The organism is Enterobacter cloacae complex sp. ECL72 (genome assembly GCF_019056635.1).
GTDB lineage: Bacteria > Pseudomonadota > Gammaproteobacteria > Enterobacterales > Enterobacteriaceae > Enterobacter > Enterobacter hormaechei_C.
The window spans coordinates 3,164,529-3,181,135 of the sequence record NZ_CP077659.1 but is presented as its reverse complement, the minus strand read 5'-3'; the positions used below and the strand labels follow the sequence as shown (position 1 = coordinate 3,181,135).

The window sequence follows — 16,607 nt, the reverse complement described above, 5'->3', positions numbered from 1 at the left end:
AGGGCTAGTGCGCCCCACCGCCCCCGCTACCGGCCCCAAACGGTGGTTTGGCAAACCACACCAGCCCCAGCAGGACGATGAAGATCCCCGCCGATATCCAGAAAATCTCGTTTGCCGAGATAATCAGCCCCTGGTTGGTGATCTGCTGGGCAAGCCAGCCGGACGCCTGCTGCTCCGTCATCCCCATCCCCTCAAGCTGGCTATACATCTGCTGAGCGTTAGGGTTGAACGGGTTCACCGCTTCGGTGAGTTGAGCATGGTGCATCGATTCCCGGTTGGTCCACAGCGTGGTAGTGATCGAAGTCCCGATGGAGCCCGCCAGCGTACGGGTGAAGTTCGACAGGCTCGATGCCGCCGCCATCCGCTCAGGCGGTAAGCCGGAAAGCGTAATGGTGGTCAGCGGCATAAAGAAGCACGCTACGGCGAAGCCCTGAATAAACTGCGGCCACGCGGAGGCGCCAAAGTCCATTCCCGGTTCAAACGTATACGCGCGCCAGTAGAAGCACACGGCGTACATGATGAAGCTGAACGTCACCAGCCTGCGCATGTCGAGCTTATGGGCGAAACGGCCAATAATCGGCGACAGCAGAACCGGAATTAACCCCACCGGCGCGGAGGCCAGCCCCGCCCAGGTTGCGGTATAGCCGTACACCTCCTGCAACAGCTGCGGCAGCAGAACAATCGCGCCGAAGTAGAGCATATAGGCGAGGCTGATACAGAGGCAACCGATGGTGAAGTTTCGCGATTTAAACAGCGAGAGGTCGACTATCGGATTATCGTCCGTCAGCTCCCAGACAATCAGGAAGCTGATGGCCACCACGGCGACCACCGTCAGCACAATAATTTCCGTAGAGGCAAACCAGTCCAGCTCTTTGCCGCGGTCGAGCATGATTTGCAGGCTGCCGATGCCGACAACCAGCAGTGCCAGCCCGATGCCGTCGATCCGCCGCTGTTCGGTCCGCGTTTCGCGACCACGCAGAGACTGTAGCGTCATCAGCACCACCAGCGCACCGATGGGCACGTTGATGAAGAAGATCCAGCCCCAGTGATAGTTATCGCTGATATAGCCGCCGAGGATTGGCCCGCAAATTGGGGCGACGATCACCGTCATCGACCACAGCGCGAGCGCGATGGAGCGCTTGGCGGGCGGATAGTTGTTCAGCAGCAAACTCTGCGACAGCGGAATCAACGGCCCGGCGACAATCCCCTGGATGACGCGGAAGAAAATCAGCATCGTCAGGCTGCTGGACATGCCGCAGGCCCAGGAGGCCAGCACGAACAGGATCGTCGACCAGAGGAACAGCTTCACTTCACCGACGCGCTTCGCCAGCCAGCCGGTGATGGGAATGGAGATGGCGTTCGCCACCCCGAACGAGGTAATGACCCAGGTCCCCTGGCTCAGCGATGAGCCAAGGTTCCCGGCGATCGTAGGGATCGCCACGTTTGCGATGGTGGAGTCCAGCACCTGCATGAATGTCGCCAGCGACAGCGCAATGGTCATAATGACCAGCTGCGCCCCCTCCAGCGGTTTTTGCGGCTTTTGCTGTTGCATAACGCTCACCTTCGGCTTAACCGGCGTTTGCCTTCACGATGTCATCGATCAGCTTATTGACCGGATCGAGGCTAATTTCACGGGCGTTACTTTCATAAGCTGGCGTACTGCGCACCTGGCTTGCGAGGATCTGACCGTCGCGGTTGGCGGTATCGACCGTCACCAGCGTGGAAAGGCCAATTCGTAGCGGATGGTCTGCCAGCTGCTTAGGATCCAGCTCGATACGCACAGGCAAGCGCTGTACCACTTTGATCCAGTTGCCGGTGGCGTTCTGTGCAGGCAGCAGGCTGAACGCGCTGCCGGTCCCCATGTCCAGACCGACCACTTTTCCGGTGTACTTGACGTCATCGCCGTAAATATCGCTGACCACGGTCGCGGTCTGGCCGATACGCATATGCGCCAGCTGGGTCTCTTTGAAGTTCGCATCGACCCACAGATTGTTTGCCGGAACGACCGCCATCAGCGGCGTGGTGGTGCTAATCTGCGCCCCTGGCTGTACGGAACGACGGGAAACGTAGCCGGTCATCGGGCTGACGATTTTGGTACGTTGCAGGGCAAGCCATGCGTTACGCACTTCGGTCGCCGCCTGTTTCACCGCTGGCTGGTTTTCCAGAGAGGTACCCAGCACCATCGCCTGATTAGCGTTGTACTGTTGGATCGCCACGTCCAGTTGCGCCTGTGCGCTGGCCACCGCGTCGCGGGCGTGCTGCAACTCTTCACGGCCAATCAGGTTGGCGGTGCCGAGAGGAACACGACGATTGAGGTCGCTCTGCGCCTGAGCCAGGGCCGTTTTCTGCACGTCGATATTGGCCTGAAGCTGCTTGCTGTTGATCATCAGCTGGCGGGTCTGGCGAACGCTGGAGGCCAGCGCCGTCTGTGCTTTTTCAAACGCCTGTTGGGCGTCGGTCGGGTCGAGCGTGACCAGCACATCGCCTTTTTTCACAAAGTCGGTGTTATCAGCCCAGACTTTCGTCACGCTGCCTGACACCTGGGCCATGATTTGAACCTGATTCCCTGCCACGTATGCATCGTCTGTCTCTTCAACATGACGCAAGACTAAAAACCAATAGATCCCATATGCCACGGCAATAATAATAAAGAGCAAGGTCAGCAGAATAAGGGCGCTCTTACGTTTGCCCTTTTTGTTGGCCGGTTGCTGCGGGAGGGTGTTCTCCGCATTTGCGCTCATTGTTGTTCTCCACGATCTTTTTATTTTCACATCGGCTGAGCCGACCTGTTGTCAGAAAGGCCAGCAGTTTCACGTGCTGGCCTGTCAGTTTTTCTTTTTAGCAATCTGGAATGTTGAGCGGATCGTCGCGTTAGCGCAGCGCCTCAAGGATGACGCCGTCTTCATCCATCTGGTCCAGACGGGTGAGCAGCTTGCGAGTAATGTGCTCAAGCTGGTCGCGCTCGGCGGTGCTGAGGGCAGACCAGAGCTGGTGCAGGCAGTTGTGCTGCGGTGGCAGCACTTCGCGCAAGAATTCGTGACCTTTCTCGGTCAGTTGCAGATGCAGGCAGCGGCGATCGTTATCGCTTTCACGGCGTTCAATCCAGCCGCGCTTTTCCAGTTCATCCGCGATACGGGTCGCATTGGTACGGGATGACCCCAGCGCACAGCTCAGTTCCGACGGCTGAATGCTGTGATTTTCCTGAGACTCCAGCGTAATCAACGCCATAAACAACGTCTCGTTAATCCCCTGCGCTTTCAGCATCTTGTTACGATTTTCCAGCAGCTTACCCTGCATGTGCATGCACAGGCGGGTCAGCAGGATTTCCTGATACGGGAAGTCCTCATGACGACTGGCGCGGAACTTAAGCATTTGTTCAATGGGCGTAAACGAACTATCCATTTTGGGCATAACCTCATTAATTACAGCCGATATAGTAACGACAGTGACAAATAATGTAAATGAATTATTTGTGCGGTTATATCCGCCAAACGTATGTCACCATCAGAAAGCGCCGGGTAAATCCGTGACCCGGTGAGCACAGAGAGCGTGGGGTGTGTACCCGCGAAAGAGGGGATGTGAGGACAGGGGTCTGAACTATTCATGCCGGTAGTAAATATGTCACCCACAGTAAAATTTCTGGGATAAATGATTACCGTTACCTTAACAGATGCAGGCCCCCTTTACACCCCAGGGGGCCCAAAGCAATGTAAAACTTAGTGAATTGCTTCCTGACGGTGATAGCCGCGCCACCATACCAGCAGATTTATCGCCGCGACGATGGCGCCGATGGCGCATACGCCCGTCCAGCCCGCGTGCTGCCAGGCGGAGGCTGAGATTAGCGAGCCCGCCGCGCCGCCGATAAAGTAGCTGGTCATGTACCCGGCCGTCAGACGGTTACGGGCATCCGGCTTCACGCGGTAAATCACGGTCTGGTTGGTGATATGTACACCCTGCACGGTGAGGTCGAGCACCAGAATACCGACAATCAGCGCCAGCACGGAGACGTGTCCGTACCAGATGGCCGCCCAGGAGAGCAGGAGTAAAACCAGCCCTGCGGAGGTGGTCATATGAGATTTGCCTTTGTCGGCCAGCCCACCCGCCGGGCGCGCGCCCAGTGCGCCAGCCGCGCCTGCCAGCCCGAAAAGGCCAATCACGCCTTCTGAGTAGTTAAACGGCGGTGCGGCGAGCAAAAACGCCATCGACGTCCATAAGATGCTGAAGTTAGCGAAGGTAAGACACCCCAGAACGGCGCGCGTGCGCAGGAGTTTATCCCGGGTGAAGAGGCTGAAAACGGAGGCGAGGAGCTGCGGATAGTTCAGGTGATTTTCCTGCTTCACCTTTGGCAGGCCGCGCCACAGGGCCAGCGCCATGATAACCATCAGCACGCTCGCCACCCAGTAAACGGTGCGCCAGCCGCCGAGGCTCGCCAGCAGCCCGGCAACGGTTCGCGCGAGCAGGATGCCCAGCAGCAGGCCGCTCATGATAGTGCCGACCACTTTGCCGCGTTTTTCCGGGGAAGCCAGCGTCGCGGCGAGGGGAACCAGAATTTGCGCCACCACCGAGAACAGCCCCGTCAGCGCGGTGCCGATAATCATCATCGTTAACGACTGGCTGCTGGCGGTGATCAACATCCCGCCCGCCGCCAGCAGTGTCATGGAGACGATAAGCATCCGGCGCTCAAACATATCGCCTAATGGTACCAGGAACAGCAGCCCGGCCGCATAGCCGAGCTGCGCGGCGGTGACAATAAACCCGGCGGAGCTGGCTGAAAGATCGAAGGCGCGTGCGATGGTGTCGAGCAGTGGTTGTGCGTAATAGTTGCTGGCGACGGCCAGACCCGTTGCCACGGACATTAAAAGGATGAGTGCGGGGCTAAGCCCTTGAGTTGTTTTTGTCATTAGTTTCAGGAATCGTGAGTTAAGTGATTATTTTTCCGGAAACATAATAACCAATGATGGTGAATGTTGGGGAATTGTTACGTGGTGGATTGTGCGGTTAAGCCCCTCACCCCCGGCCCTCTCCCCTGGGAGAGGGTTAGGGTGAGGGTTGTGTTTTTTACTTCTGCGCCTCTAGCGCCTCTTTCACCCAGCCATCGAACTGCTGCTGGTGGGCTTTGATCCAGCCATCCACGTGGCCTTTGATATCAGCTTCGGATGATTTACCCGCGTGCATCATCGCGTTCTGGGCGTTAATGTCTGCCAGCGGCAGTTTCATCACCGAGAACAGCTTCGCCGCCGCCGGGTTTTTTCTCGGCCCAGGCTTTGTTCGCCACAATATGCATGGTGTTCACCGGGAAGCCATAGTTCATGCCGTTTGGCAGTTTGGTATCGATATCTTTCTGCTCGCCTGGCAGGGAGGAGAAGGGCACCTGCAACCACACCACGTCTTTGCCCGGCTTCAGCACGTCGCTCACCCAGTACGGCGTCCAGGTGTAGTAGATCACCGGCTTGCCTTCTTTAAAGCGGGCGATGGTGTCGGCCATCATCGCAGAGTAATTGCCGTGGCTCACGTCGACGGTCTTCGCCAGATCGAAGGCTTTGTTCTGGTGGTTAATCACCGCTTCACAGCCCCAGCCCGGCGAACAGCCCATCATGTCGGCTTTACCGTCACCGTTGGTATCAAACAGTTTTGCAATCTTCGGATCTTTCAGCTGTTCAATATTGGTGATGTGATACTTATCGGCGGTTTTCTTGTCGATCAGATATCCCTGCGCAGCGCCGGTCACAAAGGTGCCTTCGCGGTAGAATTTCTTGTCACCGCCTGCGGCGGCATACATGTCGTCGTGCAGCGGCTGCCAGTTCACGGCGGTAAAGGTGGCGTCACCGGAGGCAATGGAGGTATAGCCCACGTTGTAATCCACTTCGCTGGCGGTATTCACCGTATAGCCCAGTTTCTCCAGCGCACGGCTGACAATCTGGGTCTGGAAGGACTCTTCCGAAATGGTGCTCTGCACCGGCTGCACGGTAATGCCTTTGCCCGGCAGGTCAGCGGCAACTGCGCTGGTGGAGACAAGGGTCGCAAACGCTGTGGCAAAAAGTACGTTATGTCGCATCGTTGTTCCTTATTTTGTAAATGGGCGGGTGAGTAACCCGACAGGGCCGGTGGTGTACCAGCGACGGTTGCCGCGACTACGTGAATCACGACCGACAGCCTGGGTCAGGCGGTCAAGAATGATGGCGAGGATCACAATCCCGACGCCGCCGACGGTCGCCAGCCCCATATCGAGACGGCCAATGCCGCGCAGTACCATCTGACCTAACCCGCCAACGGCAATCATCGAGGCGATCACCACCATCGACAGCGCCAGCATCAGCGTCTGGTTAACACCTGCCATAATGGTCGGCATCGCCAGCGGAAGCTGAACCTTAAACAGCATCTGACGCGGGCTGGCGCCGAACGAGCGCGATGCCTCTATCAGATCCGCAGGCACCTGGTTAATGCCCAGAATGGTCAGGCGAATAATCGGTGGCAGGGCGAAGATAATGGTCACGACCACCCCCGGTACGTTACCGATGCCGAACAGCATCACGATAGGCACCAGGTAAACGAACGCTGGCGTGGTCTGCATCGCATCCAGCAGCGGGCGGATAATCTTCGCGGCCCGGGGGCTGCGCGCCAGCCAGATCCCCATCGGCAGGCCGATCACCACGCAGAACAGCAGGGCGGTCAGCACCAGCGCCAGGGTGATCATCGCCTGAGACCACGCGCCAATCGCGCCGATGGCAATCAGGGAGATCAGCGTGGCGATCCCCATACCCGCGCTGCCGAACTGCCATGCGATCAGCGAGAACAGGATAATCGCCACCGGCGCGGGCATGCCCAGCATCAGCTGCTGGAAGCCGTTCAGGATGTAATCCACCGGGATGCGGATCCCCTGGAACACCGGACGGAAGTGGGTAACGACCCAGTCGATCCCCTCCGTTACCCAGCTATCCAGCGGGATCAGCGTCTTGTGGAACGGATCCATAATATTGAAATGCTCTGGGGCAGGCGCTGGTGCGCTGTTGAGCCAGTCTGCCGCGCCGCCGCCATCGGCAGGCGCAGGCGTCGACCCCCACGCATCGGCAGATTGCGCCGCGCTGTCCGCTGCTTCAGTGGTGCCCCATGGGTTTGATTGATCAGCCATTGTTTGTCCCCTCGCGATCTAAAGCCTGTAGCAGCATCCGTTTTGAGATGATGCCAACGTACTGTTGTTCTTCACCGACGACCGGAACGGCGCACGGCGCCTGACCCACGTGAGAGAGCAACTCGCTGAGCGGCGTTTCGGCGTCCACGGCAAGCGGAGCGTCAATCAACGCCGCATCGATTCCCTGGTTTTCGCTCAGGGCGGTTTTCAGAGAGTCGATGGAGACCACGCCGACAAATTTATTGCCGCGTTCAACCAGATAACCGTATTCACGGTCTTCGTCCTGCAACAGCTTCAGCGCGGAGCGCGGGCCAAAACCTGGCGTTTTACGAATAATGCCGTTTGGTGTTCGACGGGCAATATCTTTCGCACTGAATACGTGGCTAATATCCACGCCGCGGAAGAAGGTGCGCACATAATCATTCGCCGGATTATTGAGAATTTCATCCGGTGTGCCGACCTGCACCACTTCACCATTTTGCATAATGGCGATACGGTCGCCAATACGCATGGCTTCATCCAGATCGTGAGAAATAAAAACAATGGTGCGCTGATGTTTGGCCTGTAATTTTACCAGCTCATCCTGCATCTCGGTGCGAATTAAGGGATCGAGCGCCGAGAAGGCTTCGTCCATTAATAAAATGTCCGGATTAATCGCTAATGCACGCGCTAATCCCACACGCTGACGCATACCGCCGGAGAGTTCATCCGGATACGCATGAGCATAATTTTCCAGCCCGACCTGACGCAGTGCATCAAGGGCTTTTTCCTGACGTTCCTGAGCGGGCGTGCCGGCTAACTCCATGCCAAAGGCGGTATTATCGAGTACCGTCATGTGCGGCATCAGTGCAAATGACTGAAACACCATCGCAATTTTCTTTCTGCGCACCTCGCGGAGATCTGCGTCTGATATTCTGGCGATATCCACGCCGTCTATCAGCACCTGTCCGCGGGTGGGTTCAATCAGGCGATTGAGAAGGCGAACCATAGTGGATTTACCCGAACCGGATAATCCCATGATGACAAAAATCTCGCCTTCTTCAATGGCCAGACTGGCGTCTTTGACGCCAAGCGATAGCCCGGTTTTTTCCAGAATTTGCTCTTTCGAAAGGCCTTTCTCAATATATTTGAATGCACGCTGCGGGTGCTCGCCAAATACTTTATAAAGATTTTTCACTTCTAATTTAATTGCCATGCAATAGAGAGTGTCCTGTTATTTGTTTATGTCGATATGATTACCATGGTAAATAGTTAACTGGCATTACCCTAACATACTCAGAATCTGAGACAACCCTGGACCGGCCTGAGGCCGGAATTTTGCCGCAAGCGAAACGGCTGAATTTCCCATGAATAAAGGGCTGAGGGCGGTTTGAATTTTTCTCAATTTTTTGCTGTTGCATGGGAGAATTTCGCCTGAATCGGTGTGATTCAGGCGAATATGACGGGGAAATTACAGTGTAGTACGTCGTGGAATATTCGGCTGGAAATAATGAAATGCAGAGTTAATTAATGAACGTTAATTCATTCATTAAAAATCCCAGTCCTCGTCTTGCGTTTCCACCGCTTTACCCATCACGTACGACGAGCCGGACCCGGAAAAGAAGTCGTGGTTTTCATCGGCGTTGGGCGACAGCGCCGCGAGGATCGCCGGGTTCACCTCCGCCATGTCTGGTGGGAATAACGCTTCGTAGCCCAGGTTCATCAGCGCCTTGTTGGCGTTGTAGCAGAGGAAGGCTTTTACGTCCTCTTCCCAGCCCGTTCCGGCGTACAGCTCTTCGGTATAGCTCAGCTCGTTGTCATACAGATCCATCAGTAAATCGAGGGCAAAACCTTTGAGTTCCTCGCGTTTTTCCGCGCTGACTTTCTCCAGCCCTTTCTGATACTTATAGCCGATGTAATACCCGTGTACCGCTTCATCGCGGATGATGAGGCGAATCAAATCGGCGGTGTTGGTGAGCTTGCCCCGGCTCGACCAGTACATAGGCAGCCAGAAGCCGGAATAGAAGAGGAAAGATTCCAGGAACACGCTGGCGATCTTCTTCTTCAGCGGCTCGTCGGCCCGGTAATATTCCAGCACCAGATCTGCCTTGCGCTGCAATGACGCGCTCTCTTCACTCCAGGCGTAGGCCGCGTCCACGTCTCTGGTCTGGCACAGGGTGGAGAAAATCGAGCTGTAGGAGCGGGCATGGACCGCCTCCATAAAGCTGATGTTCGACATTACCGCCTCTTCGTGCGGGGTCAGCGCATCACTCATCAGCGCGGGCGCACCCACGGTATTCTGAATGGTGTCCAGCAGCGTCAGGCCGGTAAAGACGCGGATTGTCAGCTGCTGCTCGGCATGGCTCAGGGTTTGCCAGGCCGGAATATCGTTGGAGAGCGGGACCTTTTCCGGCAGCCAGAAGTTGCTGGTCAGGCGGTTCCAGACCTCCAGGTCTTTATCATCCTGAATTTTGTTCCAGTTAACGGCACTTACGCGTGACAGTTTCATCCTTTCTCCTTACAGCGCGCAGGACACGCAGCCTTCAATTTCGGTGCCTTCCAGCGCGAGCTGGCGCAGGCGAATGTAGTACAGCGTTTTGATGCCTTTCTTCCAGGCGTAGATCTGCGCTTTGTTGATATCCCGCGTGGTGGCGGTGTCCGGGAAGAAGAGCGTCAGCGACAGCCCCTGGTCCACATGTTTAGTCGCCTCGGCGTAGGTATCAATGATCTTTTCCGGGCCAATCTCATAGGCGTCCTGGTACAGCGCCAGATTCTCGTTGGTCATAAACGGGGCAGGGTAGTAGACACGCCCGGTTTTGCCTTCCTTACGGATTTCAATCTTCGACACGATGGGGTGGATGCTCGACGTGGCGTGATTGATATAGGAAATGGAGCCGGTTGGCGGCACCGCCTGAAGGTTCTGGTTATAAATGCCGTAGCGCATCACCTCTTCACGCAGCTGTTGCCACATCTCACGCGTCGGCAGGGTGATGCCAGCGCGGGCAAACAGCGCGCGTACTTTTTCGGTTTTCGGCTGCCAGTCGCCTTCCAGATACTGGCTGAAATACTCTCCGCTGGCGTAGCGGGACTGCTCAAAGCCTGCGAACCGCTGGTGGCGTTCGCGCGCCAGCATCATCGAGGTATGCAGCGCATGCCAGGTGATGGTGTAGAAATAAAGGTTGGTGAAATCCAGCCCTTCCGGGCTACCGTAGGCGATGCCCTCCCGCGCCAGATAGCCGTGCAGGTTCATCTGCCCAAGGCCGATGGCATGCGACGCGGCGTTGCCCGCCTCAATGGACGGTACGCTGCGGATGTGGCTCATGTCCGATACCGCCGTCAGCCCGCGAATGGCGGTCTCTACCGTGCGGCCAAAATCGGGTGAATCCATGGTATGGGCAATATTTAGCGACCCGAGGTTACAGGAGATATCCTTGCCCACGTCCGCGTAGTCGAGGTTTTCGTCGTAGGTGGACGCGCTGTTGACCTGCAAAATCTCCGAGCACAGATTGCTCATGTTGATGCGCCCGGCAATCGGGTTAGCGCGGTTCACCGTGTCCTCGTACATGATGTACGGATAGCCGGACTCAAACTGAATTTCAGCCAGCGTCTGGAAGAAATCGCGGGCGTTGATGGTTTTTTTGCGAATGCGATCGTCGGCCACCAGCTCGTCGTACAGCTCGCTTATCGCCACGTCGCCAAAGGCTTTGCCGTAAATCCGCTCAACGTCATACGGTGAGAAGAGCGCCATGTCGGCATTCTCTTTAGCCAGCTTAAACGTGATATCCGGGATCACCACGCCAAGCGACAGGGTTTTGATGCGGATCTTTTCGTCGGCGTTTTCACGTTTGGTATCCAGAAAACGCAGAATGTCCGGGTGGTGCGCGTGCAGATAAACCGCACCCGCGCCCTGACGTGCGCCAAGCTGGTTGGCGTATGAGAAGGCATCTTCCAGCATCTTCATCACCGGGATGACGCCGGAAGACTGGTTTTCGATGCGCTTAATCGGCGCGCCCGCTTCCCGCAGGTTCGAAAGCAGAAACGCCACGCCGCCGCCGCGTTTCGAAAGCTGTAGCGCCGAATTCACCGCACGGCCAATCGACTCCATATTGTCTTCAATACGCAGCAGGAAGCAGGAGACCAGTTCGCCGCGCTGGGCTTTCCCACAGTTAAGGAACGTTGGCGTGGCGGGCTGGAAGCGACCGGAGAGGATCTCCTCCGTGAGTCTTTCGGCCAGCGCTTCATCGCCCTGCGCCAGCGTCAGCGCCACCATCACCACCCGATCTTCAAAGCTTTCTAAATAGCGTTTGCCGTCAAAGGTTTTCAGGGTGTAGCTGGTGTAATACTTCCACGCGCCGAGAAACGTCTGGAAGCGAAAACCGCTGGCGTGCGCCCGTTCAAACAATGCCACCACGAAGGCGCGGTCGTAGCGTGTCAGGACACGCTCTTCGTAATAACCCTCTTTTACCAGCCAGTCGAGACGTTCCTGCTGGCTGCCAAAGACGACGCTGTTCGGGCGTACATGAGCGGCAAAAAAGGCGTCCACCGCCTCATGATCTTTGCCAAACTGAATGCGCCCCTCGCGGTCATAGAGGTTTAGCATGGCGTTTAATGCGTGGTAATCCGGCGTCGCCTGAATCACGCGTTCTGCGGTTGTCGTTGCCAAAATTCGTTCACTCCTTTACGCACGTTCTCTACGTCCTGCTGTGTCCCCATCAGTTCAAAACGATAGAGATACGGCACGCCGCATTTTTGAGAGATGACATCCCCGGCGCGGGCAAAGGCCTCGCCGAAGTTGCGATTGCCTGCGGCGATCACGCCGCGAATCAGCTGCCGGTTATGGGGATCGTTCAGAAAGCGGATCACCTGACGAGGCACAGCCCCTGCGGTGCCGCCACCTCCATAGCTGGGCACCACCAGAATGTAGGGTTCGTCTACCTGAATACGCTCCCGCTCGTTCAGCGGAATGCGTATCGCGGGCAGCCCGAGACGCTCCATAAACCGAAGCGTGTTTTCCGAGCTGCTGGAAAAGTAGACCAGCGTGCTCATGCACTGACGCCCTGAGCGGCAAGGCGGTTGATCATGTCCGGACGGAAGCCAGACCAGCTGGTGTCGCCGGCAACGACAACCGGAAGCTGACGGAAACCCTGTGCCCGCAGGGTGTCTGCCGCGTCGGGCACCTGATCAATATTGACCATCTCAAATGCCACGCCGCGGCTCTCCATCGCCCGTTTCGTGGCGTGGCACTGAACACAATCGTTACGAGTGTAAATAATAATGCACATGATTCGTATTTCCATTTAGAATGAGAGAACGGCGCGAGTAAACGCGTCATGTTGTGTGTGTCTTTCTAAAGGGAATACTAGATGTAGTTGCGATAAGTTTCAACCACACAAGATATGGGAAATACAGATTAATAAGGCCCCAACGATGAGCCTGGCGGGGCAGGGCGGGCTGTGCGGGTTTTTCAGGCTGTCAGGCAAAGAAAAGCCCCGGCGCCTGAGGCGACCGGGGCTGAGAACGCGCGCTTACTTACGCAAGCTAAGCAGGGCGCCGACAAAAATCCCGACCGCCGCGACCGTTCCCAGCGTACAAAGTGGTTTTTCACGTACGAAGGTGGTGGCGCAGCTGGCCATGTCGCAGGCCGCCTGAGTGGTACGTGAGCGGCCATTCATCCTTGCCCGCGTTTCACGCAGCAGAGACTGAGCCTTACGTTTCGCGGCATCTGCTTCGTCCTTCGCGTCAGAGCCCCAGGATTTCAATACGGCTTCCAGCGTGTCCGCTAATTGGCTGACATCGTTACGAATATCCTGTGTGTCGTCATTAATATCGTTTCGGTTCGGTCTGTTAAACATACGATCCTCCATAATTTGTGTTCCCGTTTAGTTTAGTCCAGAAATGTAATATCTGAAGCGAGTCACGGCTTATCGGGCAGTTTATGGAATATTCTGAAAGCCCTGCTAATGCTGAATACTGTAAGGTTGCCGGGCAGGAATGATAATGAGGAAAAGATATGTATTTACGACCCGATGAGGTGGCGCGCGTTCTTGAAAAAGAAGGGTTCACCATGGATGAGGTAACATCAAAAGCGTACGGATATCGCCGTGGTGAGAATTATGTTTACGTCAACCGTGAAGCAAGAATGGGGCGTACTGCTCTCATTATTCACCCGACACTCAAAGACAGAAGCCTGTCATTTGCTGAGCCCGCCTCGGATATTAAAACCTGCGATCATTATCAGCAATTTCCGCTCTATTTAGGCGGCGAGACGCATGAACATTATGGTATTCCGCACGGTTTCAGCTCGCGTATGGCGCTGGAGCGGTTCCTGAAAGGGCTGTTTGGCGACGTACAATAACTCTGCGACTGGCCTGAGCCAGTCGCCTTACCTTACGCTTTTGCCTGGCTATAAGGGCTGACTTTAAACAGGCGGCGGCAGTAGTCAAGAAAGTAACCGTACACCGCACCCATCAGCATGGATACCACGATATTTGAACTTACCGCAGCGGCGATTTGATGCCAGTCTGCGCCCACCGTCAGCAAAATAACCACATACACCGGGGACTGGAACGTTACGTAAGCCAGCACGTCCGCCAGGTTTTTTACCCAACCCGCCGGGCTAATACGCCGGGCTAAACGCATCACTGCATCGCGATACAGGCCGTACGGCCAGGCAATCATGATATTCACCGGAATGGCCACCAGGCGCGACGAGAGGGATTGCTCAAAGGACATTCCCGACAGGAAAATTTCAATCAGCATATTCACGACGGAACAGTAAACGACCATCGCGAACGTATCCGCTACCGCATGGCGCAGGCGAGACTGCGGTGAGAACATGTCTGAACTCCTCGAACAGGACAAAAAAGTGGCGTTTTACCTGCGGCCCTTAGTGCTTTAGGTTGGTTTGCTATGAGTGTATAGCGTATCTCTCTGGCTTTTAACTAACAAGTAGTGATTAATTTTTATTTGCAGGCGCTTTGGCCATAAAATTCTCTAAAGTTGTGCGTTTTTTGCGCGCTTCGTTATTTTCTCTCCCTGTCTATATTTTATTAAAATAAATCAATGGATTAGTTTATCAGTGTGCGTGTAAAACCTCTGTTGTATGGGAGAGTGGAGGCGGTTTTTTGAACTGTTTTAAACAGGGGTTTTTGGCCTGGGGAAGGGCGGTATATTACGCATTAAAACAGACATATATTTCGGGGTTATATTAACGGGATATTCTAAAACATTTACAATAATGTCAAAACGTCAGGGTGGGTAGATATCAGAACAAAAATCAATTATTCTGTTGCCTGATTTATGTTATACACACGAAGAAAGGTTTTTCATTATTATGGCTTTAACGTTACAGAATCTTAATAATATTCGTACCCTCCGGGCGCTGGCACGTGAATTATCCATGGATGTTCTGGAAGAAGTGCTGGAAAAATTCCGGATTGTCACTGAAGAAAAACGCAGCGAGCAGGCTGAATTAGAGCGTCAACGCGCTGAACAGCAGGATAAAATTAATGCTCTGCTGGAACTGATGAAAGCTGACGGTATTTCTCCGAGCGATCTGTTAGGCAGTGATCTGGCGCAGGCGGGTCAGCCGACGAAAAAACGTAAAGCGCGTGCGGCGAAATATCGTTTTACTGACGCGAACGGTGAAGAAAAAACCTGGACCGGCCAGGGGCGTACGCCAAAGCCAATTGCAACCGCACTGGCAAACGGTAAATCGCTGGACGATTTCCTGATCTGATGATTATTCGGGCGGTGTATTCCGCCCGATTATTGACTTAGCAGACGCCAAAGTCACCGTCTTCGGAGTACAGAACCACGTCCGCCGCTTTCAGGTGATATTTCTCGCCCTGCGCATTGCTGGCCTGCACAGCCACAATGTTTTCACCATTCACTTCGAGCACTTTCAGTTTCGGACCGCCCTGACGCGGTTGGACATAATCACCGACAGAAAACATAGCACCTCCTCATCATTGTCATGATCTTCACCATAGCCCACGTCCGGGGCCGGGGTACAGCCTAATCTTTCAGATACTCCTTATCAGGTACGTCGGTTCCACGGCATCACTTTCAGCAATCAGCGCGTTTGCCTGCTGCGGCGAAATAAGAGGAAGAGACATTGCGTTTCCTTACGGTCAATTTCAGAACAGTAGAGCATTTAAGGCGGGGGTTTAAGCCAGTGTAAAGAGGGTAAAGGCAGGTAAAAGCGCGAGAGACGCATGGCAGTTAACCGTAAACTGGCTACGCTTAGAGAAGTGTCTTTTATAATTTTCAATTGGTTAGCTTGCACGGAGTTTTTTATGGGTTTTTGGCGCGTTGTTTTTACGATTATTCTCCCGCCGCTGGGCGTGCTGCTTGGCAAGGGGCTGGGCTGGGCGTTTATTCTGAATATCCTTCTGACCATCCTGGGCTACTTCCCCGGTCTTATCCACGCGTTTTGGGTTCAGACGAAGAGCTAGGTACGCCACAGTAAGTCACTGTAGATCCGGGTCAGCACGCCTTCGGGGCCAAACTGCTGTTTGATCCAGCGCGTGACCTGACCGGTCGCCGCATGCTGCGTGGCGAGCAGCATGCGCGAATCCTGACGTGGATTATTGATCCGCCGCGTTACCAGCAGCCCGTCCTCCACCGCCTCACGCGTCATATATTCCGGTAAAAAGCCAATACCTTCCCCCAGGATCTGACACTGGCATTTCGTGTTGAAGTCCGGCACCAGAATCGCCTCCTGACCGTGAAGCAGCCAGCCCACCTTCTTGTTGATGGTATGCGCGGTGTCCTCGACCATGATATTGGGATACAGACGCAGCTGACTTTCGGAAATGGGCTCCGGGGCGAACGCCAGCGGATGCGTGGGCGCGATGGCAAATACCCAGCGGATCGCCCCTATCTCGGTGTAATCAATGCCGCCGCCGTCCAGCAGCGTATCCGGCGCGCCAATGGCGATATTGGCCTGATTATTAATGATGGAATCCCAGACGCCGTTATACACCTCGGTCGTCACCGTGATCTGGCAGGTGGGAAACTGTTTTTTCAGCACCTGGAGCAAACGCGCGGTATGGCGTGGCGTATACAAAAGCTGGTTTATGCAGATGCGCACCCGCGTCTCAATGCCCTGAGAAATGGTATCAATCCCGCGCTTGATGGCATGAAAGTCATTCAGCAGGTCGGTCGCTTTACGATAAAAATAAAAACCGGATTCGGTCAGCTCAATGCTGCGCGTGTTACGTACAAACAGCACCACGTCCAGTCCGGTCTCCATGCGTTTGATGGTGTAACTGATGGCGGAGGTGGTCACGCCCAGCTCGGCAGCCGCTTTGCTAAAACTGCCAAAACGTGCCGCGGTGGTGAAGGCCAGCAAATTCTCTTCGGTAAAGATGGAATTCATATTATGGCTCCTGGTGACCATCAGTTTTGAACATATTTTAACAGCGGCGTTACATCATAGTTGATGTCGATCACAGTTCTGGATTTTTACGTAGAACCGCGCTGTGTAAGGCTTTTT

General features: G+C 55.1%; 17 protein-coding genes and 1 pseudogene. 3 read left to right on the top strand and 15 right to left on the bottom strand.

Annotation, left to right across the window (positions count from 1 at the left end; genetic code table 11):
• Positions 1-4: 4 nt before the first annotated feature.
• The 12 genes and pseudogenes from emrB to KTH07_RS15310 all read right to left on the bottom strand — a co-directional run bounded on the left by emrB (position 5) and on the right by KTH07_RS15310 (position 12,960).
• A complete protein-coding gene (gene emrB, locus KTH07_RS15365; protein ID WP_006811709.1) occupies positions 5-1,552 on the bottom strand; it encodes a multidrug efflux MFS transporter permease subunit EmrB in 1,548 nt (515 codons plus the stop codon).
• Positions 1,553-1,568: 16 nt separating this feature from the next.
• Positions 1,569-2,741 carry a multidrug efflux MFS transporter periplasmic adaptor subunit EmrA gene (emrA, locus tag KTH07_RS15360; RefSeq protein ID WP_017382776.1) on the bottom strand — a complete coding sequence of 391 codons (1,173 nt, stop codon included), beginning with the start codon at positions 2,739-2,741 and terminating at the stop codon, positions 1,569-1,571.
• Positions 2,742-2,871: 130 nt separating this feature from the next.
• Positions 2,872-3,402 carry a multidrug efflux transporter EmrAB transcriptional repressor EmrR gene (gene emrR, locus KTH07_RS15355; RefSeq protein ID WP_017694792.1) on the bottom strand — a complete coding sequence of 177 codons (531 nt, stop codon included), beginning with the start codon at positions 3,400-3,402 and terminating at the stop codon, positions 2,872-2,874.
• A gap of 314 nt (positions 3,403-3,716) precedes the next feature.
• The gene (locus KTH07_RS15350) at positions 3,717-4,901 is read right to left on the bottom strand and encodes an MFS transporter (protein ID WP_017692795.1); all 1,185 of its coding nucleotides are present in this window, start codon (positions 4,899-4,901) and stop codon (positions 3,717-3,719) included.
• A 157-nt stretch (positions 4,902-5,058) separates the two neighbouring features.
• Positions 5,059-6,055, bottom strand: a pseudogene (gene proX / locus KTH07_RS15345) (glycine betaine/L-proline ABC transporter substrate-binding protein ProX).
• Positions 6,056-6,064: 9 nt separating this feature from the next.
• Entirely contained in the window at positions 6,065-7,129 is a 1,065-nt protein-coding gene (gene proW, locus KTH07_RS15340; RefSeq protein WP_015571659.1) for a glycine betaine/L-proline ABC transporter permease ProW, read from the bottom strand.
• Positions 7,122-8,324 carry a glycine betaine/L-proline ABC transporter ATP-binding protein ProV gene (proV, locus tag KTH07_RS15335; protein ID WP_023295312.1) on the bottom strand — a complete coding sequence of 401 codons (1,203 nt, stop codon included), beginning with the start codon at positions 8,322-8,324 and terminating at the stop codon, positions 7,122-7,124. The genes proW and proV overlap by 8 nt, the downstream gene beginning before the upstream one ends.
• A 333-nt stretch (positions 8,325-8,657) precedes the next feature.
• Complete coding sequence (gene nrdF, locus KTH07_RS15330) at positions 8,658-9,617, bottom strand: class 1b ribonucleoside-diphosphate reductase subunit beta (RefSeq protein WP_032619166.1); 960 nt, start codon at positions 9,615-9,617, stop codon at positions 8,658-8,660.
• Positions 9,618-9,626: 9 nt separating this feature from the next.
• Positions 9,627-11,771, bottom strand: coding sequence for a class 1b ribonucleoside-diphosphate reductase subunit alpha (gene nrdE, locus KTH07_RS15325; RefSeq protein ID WP_017692796.1), 2,145 nt, complete (start codon positions 11,769-11,771; stop codon positions 9,627-9,629).
• On the bottom strand, positions 11,744-12,154 hold the full coding sequence (gene nrdI, locus KTH07_RS15320) for a class Ib ribonucleoside-diphosphate reductase assembly flavoprotein NrdI (protein ID WP_015571656.1): 411 nt from the start codon (positions 12,152-12,154) through the stop codon (positions 11,744-11,746). The genes nrdE and nrdI overlap by 28 nt, the downstream gene beginning before the upstream one ends.
• Positions 12,151-12,390, bottom strand: a complete 240-nt coding sequence (gene nrdH / locus KTH07_RS15315) for a glutaredoxin-like protein NrdH (protein WP_063162141.1) — start codon at positions 12,388-12,390, stop codon at positions 12,151-12,153. The genes nrdI and nrdH overlap by 4 nt, the downstream gene beginning before the upstream one ends.
• Positions 12,391-12,633: 243 nt before the next feature.
• Complete coding sequence (locus KTH07_RS15310) at positions 12,634-12,960, bottom strand: DUF883 domain-containing protein (protein ID WP_017382769.1); 327 nt, start codon at positions 12,958-12,960, stop codon at positions 12,634-12,636.
• Between the two features lie 158 nt (positions 12,961-13,118).
• Here KTH07_RS15310 and KTH07_RS15305 point away from each other — a divergent pair, with 158 nt between their 5' ends.
• Positions 13,119-13,463 carry a DUF2002 family protein gene (locus KTH07_RS15305; protein ID WP_006811693.1) on the top strand — a complete coding sequence of 115 codons (345 nt, stop codon included), beginning with the start codon at positions 13,119-13,121 and terminating at the stop codon, positions 13,461-13,463.
• Positions 13,464-13,495: 32 nt separating this feature from the next.
• On the opposite strand, the gene alaE is transcribed toward KTH07_RS15305, so the two are convergent.
• The gene (gene alaE, locus KTH07_RS15300; protein WP_015571653.1) at positions 13,496-13,945 is read right to left on the bottom strand and encodes an L-alanine exporter AlaE; all 450 of its coding nucleotides are present in this window, start codon (positions 13,943-13,945) and stop codon (positions 13,496-13,498) included.
• A gap of 496 nt (positions 13,946-14,441) precedes the next feature.
• On the opposite strand from alaE, the gene stpA reads away from it, so the two are divergent.
• A complete protein-coding gene (gene stpA, locus KTH07_RS15295) occupies positions 14,442-14,846 on the top strand; it encodes a DNA-binding protein StpA (RefSeq protein WP_015571652.1) in 405 nt (134 codons plus the stop codon).
• Positions 14,847-14,883: 37 nt separating this feature from the next.
• On the opposite strand, the gene KTH07_RS15290 is transcribed toward stpA, so the two are convergent.
• Positions 14,884-15,063: a hypothetical protein gene (locus tag KTH07_RS15290; RefSeq protein WP_032619168.1), complete on the bottom strand. Its 180-nt coding sequence runs from the start codon at positions 15,061-15,063 to the stop codon at positions 14,884-14,886.
• A gap of 342 nt (positions 15,064-15,405) precedes the next feature.
• Between KTH07_RS15290 and KTH07_RS15285 the strand changes: the two genes are divergently transcribed.
• On the top strand, positions 15,406-15,564 hold the full coding sequence (locus KTH07_RS15285; RefSeq protein ID WP_003862203.1) for a YqaE/Pmp3 family membrane protein: 159 nt from the start codon (positions 15,406-15,408) through the stop codon (positions 15,562-15,564).
• Here KTH07_RS15285 and KTH07_RS15280 read toward each other — a convergent pair.
• A complete protein-coding gene (locus KTH07_RS15280; protein WP_015571650.1) occupies positions 15,561-16,490 on the bottom strand; it encodes a LysR substrate-binding domain-containing protein in 930 nt (309 codons plus the stop codon). The two genes, KTH07_RS15285 and KTH07_RS15280, sit on opposite strands and share 4 nt — an antisense overlap.
• Between the last annotated feature and the right edge of the window lie 117 nt (positions 16,491-16,607).